At 43.0% G+C, this 15,468-nt stretch carries 14 protein-coding genes; 11 read left to right on the plus strand and 3 right to left on the minus strand.

Annotated features, from left to right (window positions below; all coding sequences use genetic code 11):
- Nucleotides 1–410 precede the first annotated feature (410 nt).
- The 7 genes from MHN00_RS13725 to MHN00_RS20565 all read left to right on the plus strand — a co-directional run bounded on the left by MHN00_RS13725 (nucleotide 411) and on the right by MHN00_RS20565 (nucleotide 7,528).
- Nucleotides 411–1,499: a 3-deoxy-7-phosphoheptulonate synthase gene (locus MHN00_RS13725; RefSeq protein ID WP_014948838.1), complete on the plus strand. Its 1,089-nt coding sequence runs from the start codon at nucleotides 411–413 to the stop codon at nucleotides 1,497–1,499.
- 75 nt (nucleotides 1,500–1,574) lie between these two features.
- Nucleotides 1,575–2,729, plus strand: a complete 1,155-nt coding sequence (gene tyrA, locus MHN00_RS13730; RefSeq protein ID WP_014976023.1) for a bifunctional chorismate mutase/prephenate dehydrogenase — start codon at nucleotides 1,575–1,577, stop codon at nucleotides 2,727–2,729.
- Nucleotides 2,730–2,774: 45 nt separating this feature from the next.
- Nucleotides 2,775–4,067 carry a pepsin-like aspartic protease gene (locus MHN00_RS13735; RefSeq protein WP_239219035.1) on the plus strand — a complete coding sequence of 431 codons (1,293 nt, stop codon included), beginning with the start codon at nucleotides 2,775–2,777 and terminating at the stop codon, nucleotides 4,065–4,067.
- Nucleotides 4,068–4,092: 25 nt separating this feature from the next.
- A complete protein-coding gene (locus MHN00_RS13740) occupies nucleotides 4,093–4,863 on the plus strand; it encodes an SAM-dependent methyltransferase (RefSeq protein WP_014948841.1) in 771 nt (256 codons plus the stop codon).
- On the plus strand, nucleotides 4,863–5,366 hold the full coding sequence (locus tag MHN00_RS13745; RefSeq protein ID WP_239301471.1) for a GNAT family N-acetyltransferase: 504 nt from the start codon (nucleotides 4,863–4,865) through the stop codon (nucleotides 5,364–5,366). The genes MHN00_RS13740 and MHN00_RS13745 overlap by 1 nt, the downstream gene beginning before the upstream one ends.
- Nucleotides 5,367–5,537: 171 nt before the next feature.
- A complete protein-coding gene (locus MHN00_RS13750; protein ID WP_239219039.1) occupies nucleotides 5,538–5,750 on the plus strand; it encodes a hypothetical protein in 213 nt (70 codons plus the stop codon).
- Between the two features lie 17 nt (nucleotides 5,751–5,767).
- Nucleotides 5,768–7,528 (plus strand): GGDEF domain-containing protein, encoded by a 1,761-nt coding sequence (locus MHN00_RS20565; protein WP_239219041.1) that lies wholly within the window; start codon nucleotides 5,768–5,770, stop codon nucleotides 7,526–7,528.
- A gap of 42 nt (nucleotides 7,529–7,570) precedes the next feature.
- On the opposite strand, the gene pheA is transcribed toward MHN00_RS20565, so the two are convergent.
- From pheA to yciH, 3 genes are all read right to left on the minus strand, one after another.
- Nucleotides 7,571–8,752, minus strand: coding sequence for a prephenate dehydratase (pheA, locus tag MHN00_RS13760; RefSeq protein ID WP_239301473.1), 1,182 nt, complete (start codon nucleotides 8,750–8,752; stop codon nucleotides 7,571–7,573).
- A 355-nt stretch (nucleotides 8,753–9,107) separates the two neighbouring features.
- Nucleotides 9,108–9,908 carry a response regulator gene (locus MHN00_RS13765; protein ID WP_014948846.1) on the minus strand — a complete coding sequence of 267 codons (801 nt, stop codon included), beginning with the start codon at nucleotides 9,906–9,908 and terminating at the stop codon, nucleotides 9,108–9,110.
- Nucleotides 9,909–9,971: 63 nt separating this feature from the next.
- Entirely contained in the window at nucleotides 9,972–10,304 is a 333-nt protein-coding gene (gene yciH, locus MHN00_RS13770) for a stress response translation initiation inhibitor YciH (RefSeq protein ID WP_014948847.1), read from the minus strand.
- Between the two features lie 171 nt (nucleotides 10,305–10,475).
- Between yciH and MHN00_RS13775 the strand changes: the two genes are divergently transcribed.
- The 4 genes from MHN00_RS13775 to MHN00_RS13790 all read left to right on the plus strand — a co-directional run bounded on the left by MHN00_RS13775 (nucleotide 10,476) and on the right by MHN00_RS13790 (nucleotide 15,447).
- On the plus strand, nucleotides 10,476–10,781 hold the full coding sequence (locus MHN00_RS13775) for an STAS domain-containing protein (protein WP_014948848.1): 306 nt from the start codon (nucleotides 10,476–10,478) through the stop codon (nucleotides 10,779–10,781).
- Between the two features lie 43 nt (nucleotides 10,782–10,824).
- Nucleotides 10,825–12,501, plus strand: coding sequence for a fused response regulator/phosphatase (locus MHN00_RS13780; protein ID WP_049585867.1), 1,677 nt, complete (start codon nucleotides 10,825–10,827; stop codon nucleotides 12,499–12,501).
- Between the two features lie 251 nt (nucleotides 12,502–12,752).
- Nucleotides 12,753–13,193, plus strand: a complete 441-nt coding sequence (locus MHN00_RS13785) for a TerB family tellurite resistance protein (protein ID WP_239219043.1) — start codon at nucleotides 12,753–12,755, stop codon at nucleotides 13,191–13,193.
- A 181-nt stretch (nucleotides 13,194–13,374) separates the two neighbouring features.
- The gene (locus MHN00_RS13790; protein WP_239301475.1) at nucleotides 13,375–15,447 is read left to right on the plus strand and encodes an EAL domain-containing protein; all 2,073 of its coding nucleotides are present in this window, start codon (nucleotides 13,375–13,377) and stop codon (nucleotides 15,445–15,447) included.
- Nucleotides 15,448–15,468: the final 21 nt, after the last annotated feature.

Genomic DNA, 15,468 nt, shown 5'->3' on the forward strand with positions numbered 1-15,468 from the left:
CATTGTCGCAATGATACAAAATCCTGACAATAAATGAGAAATTTAGCTTATTTATGTTGGTCAATTACGCCATTAAATTCGTGGAGCATTTGAAAACGTAAGGGCGGGATGTCACTACAAAGCGTTTGACTAATGAGGTAATTCGGAACAAGCCTCACTGTCGATTAAAAATTGTGCTATCCCTATGCACTATTGCCATTCAGTCATGCTCATTCGCTTCGAATCTACCCTAGATTAAAGTATTATTCGTTATTACTTGCGCTATTACGCTTGAGTTGCTAAAAAGTCAATGACGTTAAAGAAATATAGAAAAAGCTGGTTGTACAATAAAGTTTACATGCAGATTGCACACTCTTTTGGCGTTTAATTTTCCGTTTTTTATTTGTAGTTAAGAGAGTAAGAGAGCTCCCATGATCAAGGACACCGTAAATAATGTTCACGTAAGTACCGAAGATGTACTTATAACCCCTGAAGCGCTTAGTGCTGAATTGCCTGTGTCAGACAAAGCGTTAGCGGCTATCTCTGAGTCTAGAAAGATTGTTTCAGATATCATTCATCGTCGCGACCATAGATTGCTTGTAGTGTGTGGACCATGTTCTATACACGACGTTGAAGCCGCGAAAGAGTACGCACTTAAGCTTAAAGAGCTTCATGAATCATGCAAAGACACACTATTTATCGTTATGCGTGTGTACTTCGAAAAGCCGCGTACCACAACAGGTTGGAAAGGTTTAATTAACGACCCGCATATCGACGGTACATTTGATATTGAAACCGGTCTTCGTAAGGCAAGAGAGTTGTTAATTTGGCTTGCAGAATTAGAGCTGCCTGTTGCAACAGAAGCACTGGATCCAATTAGTCCACAATATCTTGCTGAGCTATTTAGCTGGGCTGCTATCGGTGCGCGTACCTCTGAATCGCAAACCCACCGTGAAATGGCCAGCGGCCTGTCTATGCCTGTAGGATTCAAAAATGGTACAGATGGAAGCCTAGATATTGCCATAAACGCCCTTAAATCGGCGGCATCGGGTCACCGCTTTATGGGAATCAATAAGCAAGGCCAGGTAAGTATTATCGGGACCAGCGGTAATCCAGATGGCCACATTATTTTGCGCGGTGGAAAGCAGCCTAACTACGACTCGGTTTGCGTATCAGAGTGCGAGATTGAGTTGCAGGATGCTGGTTTAACAGCGGGCTTAGTAGTAGATTGCAGCCATGCGAACTCTTCAAAAGATTATCGCCGTCAGCCATTGGTTGCACAGAACGTGGTCAATCAAATTCTAGAAGGCAATCAGTCTATCATTGGCGTTATGTTGGAAAGTCACTTGAAACCCGGTAATCAAAAAGCTGAAGGTAAAAAGCCAGAAGAACTTGAGTATGGTGTTTCAATCACAGACGGATGTATTGATTGGGAAACAACAGAGAACTTAATATCTCAAACCAGAGATAAGTTAATAACTGTGTTACCCTTACGCCAAAATAAGCGCACGGTGGCATAAATCCAAGCAACGCCTAAAGTGGCAAGAAAAATTTGCCAATAAGCCCCGTGCCATTTGATTCAAGGATAAGACAGAATGGCCGATTTATCGCAGCACTTAAAAAAGTTAGATACGCTGCGTGAAGGTATCGACGAGCTGGATACCCAGCTTGTCGAATTACTCGCAAAACGCAATCAAATTACAACCCAGGTCGGTCAAATTAAGGCTGAAGCTGGTATGCCCGTTTATGTACCAGAGCGTGAAAAAGCGTTGATCGCATCCCGCCGTGCTCAGGCAGAAGCACTTGGGGTGTCGCCCGATCTCACCGAAGACTTATTACGTCGAGTAATGCGAGAGTCTTATCACACGCAAAACAACAAATATCGCTGTGTGAAACCTGATGTCGACAACGTTGTTGTAATTGGTGGAGCAGGGGCACTTGGCCGTGTGTTTGTGAGCTTGTTCGAACGAAGTAATTACAACGTTTCAGTTGTTGAAAAAGACGACTGGGAAAGTGGTAGAGCAACCTCGTTATTAAGCTGTGCTTCACTGGTTGTTGTTGCAGTGCCTATTAATCTAACCGAAGCCGTGATTAGCAAGCTTACTATGCTGCCAGAGGATTGCGTGCTTGCAGATATAACCAGTATTAAAGCTAAGCCACTTGAGGCGATGCTTGCCGCACACAATGGTCCGGTTGTTGGACTGCACCCCATGTTTGGTCCTGACGCGCCTGGCATGATTAAACAGGTAGTGGTAGTGTGCGACGGGCGTGGCAGTGAGAAATACAGTTGGCTCATTGAGCAAATGCGAATTTGGGGTGCTACCATTCACGACTCCAGCGCACAAGAACATGACCAAGCCATGGCTTATATTCAGGTAATGCGTCACTTCAACACGTTTGTGTACGGGCAACACTTAAAAGGTGAAGATCCTAATCTGGAATCACTCACCATGTTTAGCTCACCTATTTATCGTTTAGAACTCGCAATGGTAGGCAGGTTATTCGCTCAGTCACCACAACTTTATGCCGATATTATTTTCAATAACCCTGATAACTTTGCACTTCTACGTCGCTTTTACGAACGTTTTGGGATTGCATTGTCATTACTTGAGAATGGCGACAAAAAAGGCTTTGTAGAACAGTTCATGAAGGTCGGCGCGTGGTTCGGAGATTATGCGAAGAAGTGTTTAGTAGACAGCAAACAGATGTTGTTAAAAGCGGATGATGGTCAGCTTTTAAGAGACAAGTAGTTTTGACCGACTGTTTATAGCGATAGCTAATTTAAGGTAGCCAACGTGACTCGCTCTCTTCGTTTGCCAATTACCAATACTTTCGCTGATGGCGGCTATTGTGTGAGAGCACATATAGGCGCGCATCAGCAGACCGTTCATCTTATTTTAGATACGGGAAGCTCAACCTTAGTGCTAGGCGACATTCATTATCATGTTGAACGTGATGGTGATGTGAGGTTCACCTACTACTCTCAATCAATTAAATATGCTGCAGGAAGTTGGCATGGCCCTGTTGTTAAGACCACGGTGCGCCTGGGCATTTTCGGTCACAGCATTTCGTTGCCGCAAACTTATGTAGCAATAGCGAAAGAATCGCAAGAGACAAAAGAATCTTGTTTTAAAAAAGCTGACGGAATTATGGGGTTAGCTTATCAACCGCTAAATCACGCCTATCGTTGCACTGACAAAATTACGTGTGAAATGAGCGAGCAAGCGTTTTTTGAAAAAGCGTTGGCCGAGCCTAACGAGTCAGCAATTATTAACCTAAAGACAGCTGATTACGTTGCGACCACACTCCCTAGCTACTTTTCTGAGTTAGAGCAGCGTCAAATTAACGCCGATAAATTCGCTTTTTGGCTACATCGCTCAAGCGTCTATAACGTAGATGGAAATTGTCTTCGCGCTGCGCTTGCACATAGAAAAAATCATGGCCTTTTTGTAATAGGTGAGCCTATTTTTCATCGAGACTTATATGCTCCTCCTATTATGTCTGTGAAGGTACTCCGCGATAAGTATTATAACGTCACGTTAAAAGCCGTAAAATGTGGAGAAAACGAAGGCATTAAAGCGCCGGCTTTGGATAAATCGGACGAAGCACGCTGGTGTTCAAATGCGATAGTAGATTCAGGAGCAACGGTGATTGGTTTGCCAGAATCTTTGTATAACGAAGTGATCGAGCAGATTTTTTGCTGTGTTGATAACGCGAAAACATTGCTTGAGCCCTTCGCTGCTTTCTCTTTAGAGGAGCAAGGAATAGACTTGGAAAAGCTAGATTTGGCACAATGGCCTGAACTAACGTTTGTTCTTGAAGGCGATGAGGGTGAAGATATTTTACTTTCGCTACCGCCTGAAGCCTACTGGCAGGAGCACGCCCCCACATTTAACCAAGCGTCCTTTAAAATATTCCCACTAAAACACTGGCCGAATCAAAGCATCCTCGGTCTTCCGCTGATCTCTCAATACTATACAATTTTTGACAGAGGACAGGGCACTAATGGTGTTGTATCGTTTGCACGAAAAGTGACATTGAGTGATACGGTTGACGCGCTTAAACATGTTTTTGATAAAAACAGCTAAAACCTAATAATAAAGGAACAGTTACATGCAACAAGGCAGCCTAGTATGTGTAGGAACCGGGATGATGGTTGGAGCGCATTTATCGCCTATTTGTCAAAGTCATATTGAGCAAGCCGACGTCGTTTTCGTATGTGTAGCTGAGCACTACATGGAGGCATGGATCACCTCTTTGAACAAAAACACAGTAAACCTACAAACTTTCTATGGTGAAGGCAAAGATCGCCACGATACCTATGCTCAAATGACTAGCGCAATGCTAGAGCGTGTGGAGAAAGGCGAAAAAGTAGTTGGCGCTTTTTATGGACACCCTGGGGTTTTTGCAAAGGTGCCTCATGACGCTATCGCAATCGCTAAAAGTCGAGGGTTTGATGCTTACATGTTGCCGGGGATCTCAGCTGAATCGTGCCTATACGCCGATTTGGGCATAGACCCAGGTGCTCTAGGTTGCCAACACTACGAGGCAAACCAGTTTCTACTATATAAACGAGAAGTAGATACGGCTGCGTATTTAGTTTTATGGCAGGTTGGGGTTGCAGGAGATTTCTCAAGTGCCGTTTTTACCTCCAGCTCTCTTCAACGAAAAAAGCTTACTGATAAACTGTTATCTATTTACCAAGCGAATGACAGCGCTATTTTATATGAAGCTGCAACCTTGCCCATCGATGAGTTCAGAGCTACGACGATTGCTATTGGTGAACTGCATAATCACGAAATTAACCAGCACTCTACACTTGTCATACCACCAGTTAGTAAACCAGTGATAGATGATGTCGATTACTCCAAAGGTACTAACTAGTGCAGTTCGCTACACCTCGTTTTACCAGCGCTTTACTTTGCCAGCAGTGGAAAGAGGAAACAGCAAGCTTGTACCAAAATAGAAAAATTATGCGATTAATAGGTGAGCCCCTTTCTGAGAAGGAAAGTGAAGTAGTCGCTAGTACTTTCATTGAAGCAAACAAAAGGCCTTGGCCAGCACAGAAGGTCTGGTCGATAACGTGTAATCAAACGCAGGCATTTTGTGGAATTCAGATGCTTTGTAAAAGCGTTTTACAAGACACTGCAGAGATTGGAATTATATTAGCGCCTTCAATGAACGGAAAAGGCGCGGCACGAGAAGCGATGGGCGCGCTAGTCGAATTTGGCTTGGAAAATCTCAATCTTCACCAAATTGTTGCCCAATTTGAAAAGCGTCACCTCGCTACAAAACGTCTAGTTACCCAATTAAACTTCAAACAGTCAAAGGACAGCCGTTTTCAGCCAAGTAAAACCAACTTGGTCACATTTACCTTTAATCGCTAGAATATTTGGTTACTTCATACCTAATAAACCAGTAAGTATTTCTGTTTTCAAAGGTAATTGATGCAAATAGTAACTGGTATAATATGTCTAAAATGCTATATATTTGATTAACAACTCATCAAATAGTTGCTAACCTATTAAACATTAATAACTATAAAGTAGAACAAACTCATGAAAGCGCTAAAAGAACTTCTCGCTATTGCACAAGATGCATCTAAGCAACGTGACACTGATGTAATTGCACAATTTAAAGCTGACCACGCAGACGCACTTTCTCAAGAGAAAGAAAAAATGTGGTGTCTTTTGATGCCAGAAGATGAAGAGCAAGACGCGCCTGGTGATGCACAAGAGAGTGAAGAAAAGAACCAAGTGTCACTTCACTAACTTTGATAGTTTAAATTGTGGTTAGGTTTTTAATAGGGGCGTTACTTTGCCCCTTTTTCATATTTCCGCTTTCTGCTGACGAAATTGATCAGCAGTTAGTGCGCGCTGATGCACTTCGCAGTCAAGACGTGGAGGCGTTTCGTACGTCATTGTCGGCTCTCAGTAATAAATCAGCCTCCTTTTCACCGGCCCAAGTCCAATACTTTAACTATCTCAATGCTTATAGCTTATCGTATTCAGGAAAACTCATAGAGGCAGTTCCACTTTATGAAAGTGTTTTTCAAAGTGCTTCAGATAAATCGTTACAACTACGAGCCAAAAATTCAATTCTCAACAACTACGCGTTAGTTCGGGATTTTCCCAAAGCACTTCAGCAAATTCCTGATATTGTTCCTCTACTTTCGTTAGCGAAAGATAAAGATAAGCACCTTTCAATTTTGACGATTGCGCTTTTTTATAATCAGTTGGAAGAGTTTGAGCAGAGTTTGCAGTACAGTGCTCGCGTAATTGGACAAGAGCTTTCTTCCCGCAATGCGTGTCTGGCTCACAATCTGCGTAGTGAGTCGCTGCACAATTTAGGACGACTTGACCGAGAAACGCTAAATACAACTATTGAGGTATGTAATGCGAGTAAAGAGCCAATCGCTCTGAATTTAGCAAAATTATGGCTTGCTCAACTGATGTTAGCATCGCCAGACAGTATCGCAGGGGCGTTAGACGCCTTACTTGCTATCCAAGCAGATGTTGAAAGTACTAACTATCCACGATTAACGTCAGAGTACTATACAGCGCTAGCACAAGCCTATTTTGCCAATAAGCTCTTTCATAACGCACAGGAGAGTGCGCTTAAAGGCGCGGAGCTTGCAAAAGGCATGGGATATTCAAAACCCAGAAAAACGGCATATTATATACTGTACCAGTCGGCAATAGAGAAAGGGGATAATGCACAAGCATTAGATGCATTTATTCAATACGCTGAGGCTGATAAAGCGTACCTTGATGAGTACAACGTTAAGCAAATGGCGATTCAACAGGCTAAGTTCGATAACCTCGAGAAGAATATCGAAATTCAGCTACTGGACAAAGAGAATAGCCTACTGAAAGCACAAGCAGCCCTTTCCCGAGAAGAAAAGCAAAATCACAGGCTGTTGATAACATTGCTTGCTTCCACCACGATACTTGTCCTTATGTGGGCAATAATAAATCGTAAGTTACATGCAGCACTTAGGGAAAAGGCGCAAACTGACTCGTTAACAAAAGTGGCGAACCGTCACTATTTTACTGAGTTGGCATCGAAAGCGCTTGATCGAATGTCAGAGCAGCAGGACGTATTATCTTTTGTAATTTTCGACCTTGATCACTTTAAGTCAGTTAACGATAGCTACGGTCATCCAACAGGCGATTGGGTATTAAAGGCAGTAGTTAACGCGGTGAGGAAACACTGCAGAAAAGAAGATGTTTTCGGGCGCTTAGGTGGTGAGGAGTTCGGCCTACTATTACCAGGGTGTAATGAGAAAAAAGCAAAAGAAATAGCGGAAAGTATGCGCAATAGTATCCGTCAGATTGATACAGCTGAAAGCGGTTTTACCTTCGATATTTCAGCAAGCTTTGGTATCTCCAGCACTGCGTCATCAAAGTATCAATTCGAGGCGCTGTATGCCAATGCTGATGAAGCTTTGTATGGCAGTAAAAAGCATGGCCGTAACCGAGTTTCTGTCTTCCCGGTTAATGGTGAAAGTGACGTTGGTAATGTTGGGCAAGCCTTTCAGCCTGCCTAAATATTACAACGAAAGAAAGTAAACAATGGGGCGTGTGCTGGCTTAATCAGCCAGCGCGCTCGCCGCGGCCACTTTGGTCGGGCTAATTTCTTCGCTTGGATAGCAGCCCAATACTTTGATGTAGCGGGTAATACCACGCAATGCATCAAGGGCATTTTGTACAGGGCCATCTTCTACATTGCCTTCTACATCAATGTAGAACATCTCTTCCCATGGATTGCCTGGAATAGGACGCGATTCAAGCTTCGTCATATTGATGCTGTTCTCTCGTAGCACCAACAAGGCCTCTACAAGTGCACCTGGCTTTTGGATGGTAGACATAACAAGTGTTGTTTTAGCAGGAACTTGAAGTGGAACCACTACTGGGTTGCGCGCAACAACGATAAAACGGCTATGGTTTTCTTTTTGGTTTGCTAAGTTACTCTTTATTGCCATTAGGCCGTACAAGTTACCACCCGCTTCGCTGCCTATTGCGGCTACGTCATCGCGTTTAAGCTCACTAACTGTCAACATGGCAGACGAGGTGCTGTCCATGGTTTTCACTTCTACGTTCCCTAGTTCTGCTAAGAAATGGCTACACTGAGTGAACACTTGAGGGTGAGCGTAAAGCGTTTTGATTTTATCGATACTGGTGTTGGTTCCCACTAACAATGTATGGCGGATAGGGTGGGTGAGTTCACCAATAATACTAAGTTGGGTATGCTGTAGTTGGTCATACACTTCATTGATACTGCCAGACGTCGTGTTCTCAATAGGCAATACCGCGTAATCGGCTTCAGTACTTTCAACTTTGTAAATAATTTCAGCAAAGCTCTGACAGCCAATTTCCAGCAATTCGCCTGGGCGACGAGAGAAGTACTTTTGAGTTGCTAGATAAGAGTAAGAGCCCTTGTCGCCCAAGAATGCCACTCGGTTTAAGGGCAATGTACTGCCAGGGTTAGCGCGTTCAGCAAGCATAGCCTGCTGGTTTAAAACAGAGTCTTCAATAATAACGTGGAAAATTTGTGTCACATAATGAGGGTCTAAGCCGATGTTTTGGCCTTCTTTTATTAGGCGCACCAATAGCTGTTCTTCTCGCTTTTGATCTCTCACAGGAATGTGATGCTTTATTTTCGTCTCAGCCACTTCGTTGGTTAGCTTTCTGCGTTCTGAGAGTAAAGTAAGTAATTCACTGTCTAAAGCGGTAATCCGCTCTCTAACAGTATCTAATGCATTGTCTGACATATCATTCCCGTGCGTATCGTATAAGAAAATTCTGCTAAAAAAAAACCTCCCAGTTGGGAGGTTTTCATGCATGTAGCCGCGCCTCCCTAGTTAAAGGATATAAACGCAAAAAAGAAAAGTGCTACGTGCATAGTATTCTGTTTCATAGGTTTGAATGTATGTTGAACGCCTATGTGTGTCAACCCATTTTTACAAATTGAATAGTTGTTTTTAATGTGGAGGACTTGAAAAAGTAATTAAAATGCGCCTTTGGCTTTATAAAAAGCCAAACGGTTAGGGCATGAAGCGTTGGCAGGTGCCGTAAATATACACCTGCCGGTGGGTAATTTGAGAACGCCGTTAAATATTTTTGCGCTTAGTTACCTAATAGTGCTGAAAGCATTTGTCTTACTTCGTTGGGCTCAAAAGGCTTATCGCATAGCGCGTTCACACCTGTTTGCTGAATATTAGCCATATGTGCACTGTCAGCTGACTCTGACGTTACCATGATAATCGGTATATGTGTGGTTTCTGGATTAAAGCGGATAAATTCCGATAGTTCCCTGCCATCCATTTCGGGCATATTGTAGTCGGTAACCACGAGGTCAAAAGGTTCATCTTTTATATAAGTTAGCGCCATTGCGCCATTCTCTGCTTCTTTTATGCGTTGAAGCCCCATGCCTTCTAGTACCCGTCGAATATGATTACGCGCTAATTTACTGTCATCAACAAGTAGTACGCGAACATCGTGTACGTCAAATAGTTCTAATTCTAGTTCATCGTGATTGATTAAATCTAAGCTTGCGTTTAACGCACGAGACAAATGAAGGGGTTCAAATGGTTTAGGAAGAATTGCCGCAACACCCGCCTGCTTAAACTCTTCTAGTTTGCTCAAACGATTTTCACTGGAAACCAACATGAAGGGAATTGTTTTAAATGCGTCGTCTTCTTTGATGAATTTAAGTAGTTCTAGTGCGGTTCCATCTTCGTAGTACATCGCGCTTACGATTAGGTCAGCACCGTGCGCTTTTACCGCTGAACGAGCTTCGGAAAGGGTACTGACGGGGTCAATTTCCTTTACGTGTTCTTTTAACAACAAAGTGGTGATGATCTTTCTTTGTGTGTCAGAAGGCTCAACTAAAATAATGTGTAGATCAGAAATTGACAGCTTTTCCATTTCAGACTCTTTTTGTTATATGTTTATGAAAAAGTGAGAGCTCGCTAGCTGGCTAGCGTTACATTAGCCCCCAGCAAGCTTAACTTTATACCCTTTATCGGTAAGTAGTGTGCGGAGCTTTTCCCTGTCATCAGTTTGTACTTCAATGACACCGTCTTTCACTGCGCCGCCGCAACCACATTTTTTCTTTAGCTCAGAGCCTAGCTTTTTCAGCTCATCAGACGCGAGGTCTAATCCCTTAATCAGAGACACCCCTTTTCCTTTGCGACCTTTAGTTTCCCTGTGAATACGAACAACGCCGTCAGAAGACACCGAACGCGCTTGCTCTTTTGGCTCAGGCTTTATTTTGCCACTTTCAGTACTATAGACCAAAAGGGCGTCTTGCCAGTCTTGCATACATACCTCAATAAATTGCGTCTTTCCATCTAAATGGCGATAAAAAAAGCATTACCATACGAAAGTTTAAGATGACTTTCATGGCGATGTGTAAAAGTTCAACTAGTATAAGAATAGCAAAGTTAAAAGCATGTGATGAAGCATTTCTGCTTACATTTTTAAGGAGCGAATATGGAAATAACGTCGAGCTATCAAAATCAAGGGAAAGTACTAGTGGTAGATGTAGGCACTAAGTTTGACTTTAGTAAGGTAGAAGACTTCAGAAACGCCTATGGCGAACTGGGCGCCGATGTCTCTCACATCACCGTAGATTTATCGCGTACTGAATACATGGATAGCTCTGCCTTAGGTATGTTGTTAAACATGCAAAAGACACTCGCTGAAAGAGAATTAACCTACAGTATCGAAAATGCCCGTCCTCAGGTTGCTAAAATCCTGAAAATATCTCGATTCGATAAAAAGTTCGACATTAAGTAAGAAAAGCAAGTCGCTAAATTAACATTTTATCGAAGAGACATACGTGAAGATCCTCATTGTTGACGACGAGGCTATCAACCGTACATTGCTTACTAACATGCTTTATAACGCAGGTTATAAAGAGTGTATCGAAGCGGTGGATGGTGTTGAAGCTATCAAAAAATTTACGCACGAAAAACCCGACTTGGTTTTGTTGGATGTTGTGATGCCTGGGCTCAGTGGTTTTGACGTTGCACCCAAAATACGCAAGCTTGCGAAAGGGCCGTATCTACCTATTCTTTTTATCACCGCTTTAGAAGATAAAGAAAGTTTAGTGAGGTGTCTGGAAGTTGGCGGGAACGACTTTGCCACAAAGCCCTTCGACCGACACATTCTAATTGCCAAAATTCGAGCCCACTTAAAAATACGTGCTTTGAGTGAACACATAGAACAGCAAAATAAAGCACTTCGTTTATTCAATCAAAGAGTGGCGAGAGAGCACGCCATCGTGGAGCATATTTTTAGCCACGCTATTGTCAATCGACCCGAGGTAATGGCGCATTTCGACTGCTTCCTAAAGCCAGCTGAAACCTTTAATGGCGATCTCTTTCTATGCGAATCAAGCCCTAGTGGTGGTATTTATTTTGTGGTGGGAGATTTTACAGGCCATGGTTTGGCGTCTGCAATTGGTGCGTTGCCTGTAACCCGAGCCTTTCAGGAACTCAGCCAGCAAGGGGTATCTATTTCTGAGATTATTTCAGAATTAAATCGAATTTTAATTAAGTTTCTACCAAGTGACATGTTTATGGCCGCAGTGGTGGGCGAAATTAATGCGGGGGGCAATAGAATAAACTTATGGCAAGGTGGAATGCCGGCTGTCATTGTTCCTGCGAAAACTGATTTAGCATTGCGCTGCATTCCCTCACGTCACATGGCATTAGGGATCCTAGACGAGCATGAACTCAACACCGATTGCGATACCATTCAATTAGGATGCAATGAACAGCTTGTAATTTGTAGCGACGGGCTAATTGAGAGTACTAATCAAGAGGGAGAAATGCTTCTTGAGGAAGGCTTGGTAAGAATAGTAAAAGAGCAAATGCAGACGCATGGGAAAATAGAATCCAATTCACTTTTTCTTAAGGCGAAAGAGCATTGCGCAGCCTCTTCATTTCACGATGATGTCACGCTAGTCGTGTTTACCTCTCAACCCATTAAAACGCCCGTATCACCAAAGATGGATTTTGGATTGCCATCGGTGCATGAAGTTGCGCTTGACGCACAACATTTGAAACAGCCTGACATTCTTCAACGCGTGCTACAGCTTGCGGGGCAATGTGAGGGCATTCAAGCGGTGCGTTCGATAATTTATACCGTGTTGTCGGAACTGTTTAATAATGCGTTAGAGCATGGGATCTTGAAACTCGACTCAAAACTCAAAGCTGATAGTACAGGGTTCCATCAATATTACGAAAACCGCGAGGCTTCACTAAAAGCGCTTAGTCACGGGCGAATTAATATTAGGATAGAGTCTTTACCCCTTAAAGGTAAGGTGCTGATAGCGGTTGAAGATAGTGGTGAAGGCTTTGAGTGGAACAAGGCAAGTACGGTAGGCCGGCGTCATTCCGTTCATGACGAAAGCTTTGGGCGTGGGCTCCCTTTGCTTCACGCGCTGTGCGAACGAGTGTGGTTCGAAAATGGCGGGAGTAAAGTAATTTGCTTACTTGATACTAAAATTTAGGCGCCTTTAGAAAATATCTTTACGAGCAAAATGTTCATATTCATGTTTCTCTGAGGGCTTTTAAACTCTCACTTTACAGCTCTAGTCGTTGAGTACAGTTTACATAGACTTGCTTACTTAGTCATCGCTGTAAATCTGTCCATCTAATCCAGCAATTAATCGAATTTAGCTTTTACCGAGTAAAAGTTTTATCGATACTCAAATTTCATTAACCGCGGGCGTTTCTGCGGTGACACAAGAAGTAGGGCCCCATGCTGAAATCATTTCTTAAACTTTTCGAAGACACGCATAAGCGCACAGAGCCAACGTATACCGTTGAATTGGCGACTGCTGCATTACTTAGTGAAATTGTTAACGCTGATAATGAAGTAACGGATAGCGAGAGAAATGAATACGAGAAACAGCTCAGAAAGCATGTAAACATAGATGAGGAAGCGATGTCGTTGTTGCTTGAAAGAGGGCAAGAGACGGCTGACGATTCAGTTGACTTAGTGCGTTTTACTCAAGTACTAAATAAACACTGCAGCGCTGACGAGAAAAGAGATGTGATAAAGAGCCTCTGGGCTATTGCATACGCGGATGAATCTTTAGCGCCCCTTGAAGAGAGTACTATTCGTCAAATAGCTGATTTATTGTACGTTCCCCATAGCCAATACATTAAAACTAAACTTGAAGTAGTTGAAAGGACATAGCGTTCATCATCACTCAGTTAGTCTTTTTTGTATTAGCTAAAAAAATGGATTCAAATTTAGCGACCTGTACCTTACTATTGTGAACAAATAACAATAAAAGCTTAGCGGTGACAGTGCTGTTTCAGAGCCTATGGCATCACTTGCTTACAACAGCTTGCAGTACTGAAGTAAGGGTAGTTGAGTGTTTAGAACGTTGAAAATCCCAATTGGGCTTGTCATTGCATTGACGATGTCGGTGCTGGCGCTCTCTGTGGTAATTGTTAATAAATTAGAACACAACGCTTCTGTGGTGGATGTGGTTAAAGGCAATACCGCGACGTTAAGTAACGCTTTGTCGCTGCAGTTATCGGTTGTCATGGAGCGAAGTCCCGGTGATAACGCATTATTTTCCTCTCTTTTTCAACCGATAAAAGAACACGATAATCTTATTTCCGCCACGCTATATGACAACGACTATCAAGTCATTTCCACTATTCAACCTGATTCCTTAAGCCAGCTTTCCAATCAATCTGTTCCTCTTGATCCTGCAGAAATTCCATTTGGTGTTACGCAATACGACAATGTTATCACTGCCCATCAAATTGTAGGTAGTAGCCTATACCCACTTGGACATGTTGTTCTTTATGTGGACATTGGAGACACCATGGCGGCAAGTTCAGCCCGCCAGCTCATTAAGCAAGTGCCTATCGTTATCGCGGTTTGGCTGCTTTGCACTGGCACTTGTGTATTTATTTTATACCGTTTGATTTCTCCTATTGGGTCGCTGAGGCAGTTTACTCAAGAAGTATTTGAGTCAAAAGACTATGCGCTGCGCAGTTCACTTAATACATCTAATGAAATTGGACAGTTATCGAATAACATTAATAGTTTATTGGATACCATTGAAGTTGAGTTACTTATCAACTTTGAGCAAAAGCAAACATTGGTTGATCAACAAGAAACCATGTCTCGTCTGGCAAACTTCGATAGTTTAACCGGTCTTCCCAATCGACAGTTTGTTCTCGATAACTTAAGACTTGAGCTAGCTAGAGCCAAAAGAAATGATGAAGACTTACTGCTCCTGTTTTTTGATTTAGATGGGTTTAAGGGCATCAATGATTCTTTAGGACATGAAACCGGGGATCTGATTCTCATAGAGGTTGCTGACAGAGTTCAGTGTTTGCTGCGCGACGGCGATTTATTCGCGCGACTGGGAGGGGATGAGTTCTTAGTACTGCCCGATAGAGATGTGACCACTGACCAAGCGCAAAGCTTGGCAACGCGACTTATTACCGCATTTGATGAGCCTTTTGAACTGCGTGGCTTATCACTAACGGTAGGTTTAAGCGTTGGAATTGCTACGGCTTCCGATGCGGGCTACGACCTAAGCGAGCTGATGAGCAATGCAGACCTTGCAATGTATCGTTCAAAAGCGCGAGGGCGGGGCAGCTACACACTGTTTACACCTGATATGGTTGAGTCGCATAAGCGTAAACTCCACTTAGCTAACGGTATTGAGCAAGGAATCAGCAACGATGAGTTTGTTGTTTATTACCAGGTTAAAGTTAACAACGAAGGGAATGTAATCGGCGTAGAAGCGCTTATTCGTTGGCAACATCCTGAATTTGGCTTGGTCATGCCGAACGAGTTTATCCCCATTGCTGAGCAGGGCGGTAAGATCACTGCAATTACCCGTTGGGTAATTAAGCGCGTTTGTATTGATATGCCAGATTTAAAACAATGGGCCACGTCTCCGTTTAGAGCCTCAATCAATTTATCTGGACATGATTTGCGAAGCTCGCAGCTGTTTGACTACATCTACAATACTTTCAAGCTCTATGACATCAACCCAGAAAACATTGAATTTGAAGTGACAGAAAGTGCGTATCTAGAAAACTTTACTCTTTCAAACAAGTTCTTCAGACGCATCGGAAATATGGGGTGCGCCATAGCTCTAGATGATTTTGGAACGGGTTACTCCTCGTTAAGTTACCTGACGCAAATCAATATCGACACGCTAAAAGTTGACCGACAGTTTGTAATGGAAATTCAAACTTCAGAACGAAGCCGTCTTGTGACTGGGGCAATTATTGATTTGGCGAAAAGACTGTCACTCTCGGTATGTGCTGAGGGCATAGAAAACCTTGAACAGTGGAATTATCTTAGAGAGCATGGATGTGACAATGTGCAAGGATTTATGTTTAGCAAGCCCATCCCCTTATCGGAGCTCACTTGCTCTCCCTCCCATTACAGCGATAGTAGTTTCTCTGTATAGCAAGGTATCGATAAAACCACT

Source organism: Alteromonas sp. Cnat2-8 (assembly GCF_022348355.1).
Classification (GTDB): Bacteria; Pseudomonadota; Gammaproteobacteria; order Enterobacterales; family Alteromonadaceae; genus Alteromonas; species Alteromonas macleodii.

Excerpts from the sequence above, each read along its gene's own strand:
- yciH (WP_014948847.1), bottom strand. The coding sequence starts at position 10,304 with ATGCAAGACTGGCAAGACGCCCTTTTGGTCTATAGTACTGAAAGTGGC.
- MHN00_RS13740 (WP_014948841.1), top strand. The coding sequence starts at position 4,093 with ATGCAACAAGGCAGCCTAGTATGTGTAGGAACCGGGATGATGGTTGGA.
- MHN00_RS13785 (WP_239219043.1), top strand. The coding sequence starts at position 12,753 with ATGCTGAAATCATTTCTTAAACTTTTCGAAGACACGCATAAGCGCACA.
- MHN00_RS13725 (WP_014948838.1), top strand. The coding sequence starts at position 411 with ATGATCAAGGACACCGTAAATAATGTTCACGTAAGTACCGAAGATGTA.
- MHN00_RS13765 (WP_014948846.1), bottom strand. The coding sequence starts at position 9,908 with ATGGAAAAGCTGTCAATTTCTGATCTACACATTATTTTAGTTGAGCCT.
- MHN00_RS13750 (WP_239219039.1), top strand. The coding sequence starts at position 5,538 with ATGAAAGCGCTAAAAGAACTTCTCGCTATTGCACAAGATGCATCTAAG.
- pheA (WP_239301473.1), bottom strand. The coding sequence starts at position 8,752 with ATGTCAGACAATGCATTAGATACTGTTAGAGAGCGGATTACCGCTTTA.
- MHN00_RS13775 (WP_014948848.1), top strand. The coding sequence starts at position 10,476 with ATGGAAATAACGTCGAGCTATCAAAATCAAGGGAAAGTACTAGTGGTA.
- tyrA (WP_014976023.1), top strand. The coding sequence starts at position 1,575 with ATGGCCGATTTATCGCAGCACTTAAAAAAGTTAGATACGCTGCGTGAA.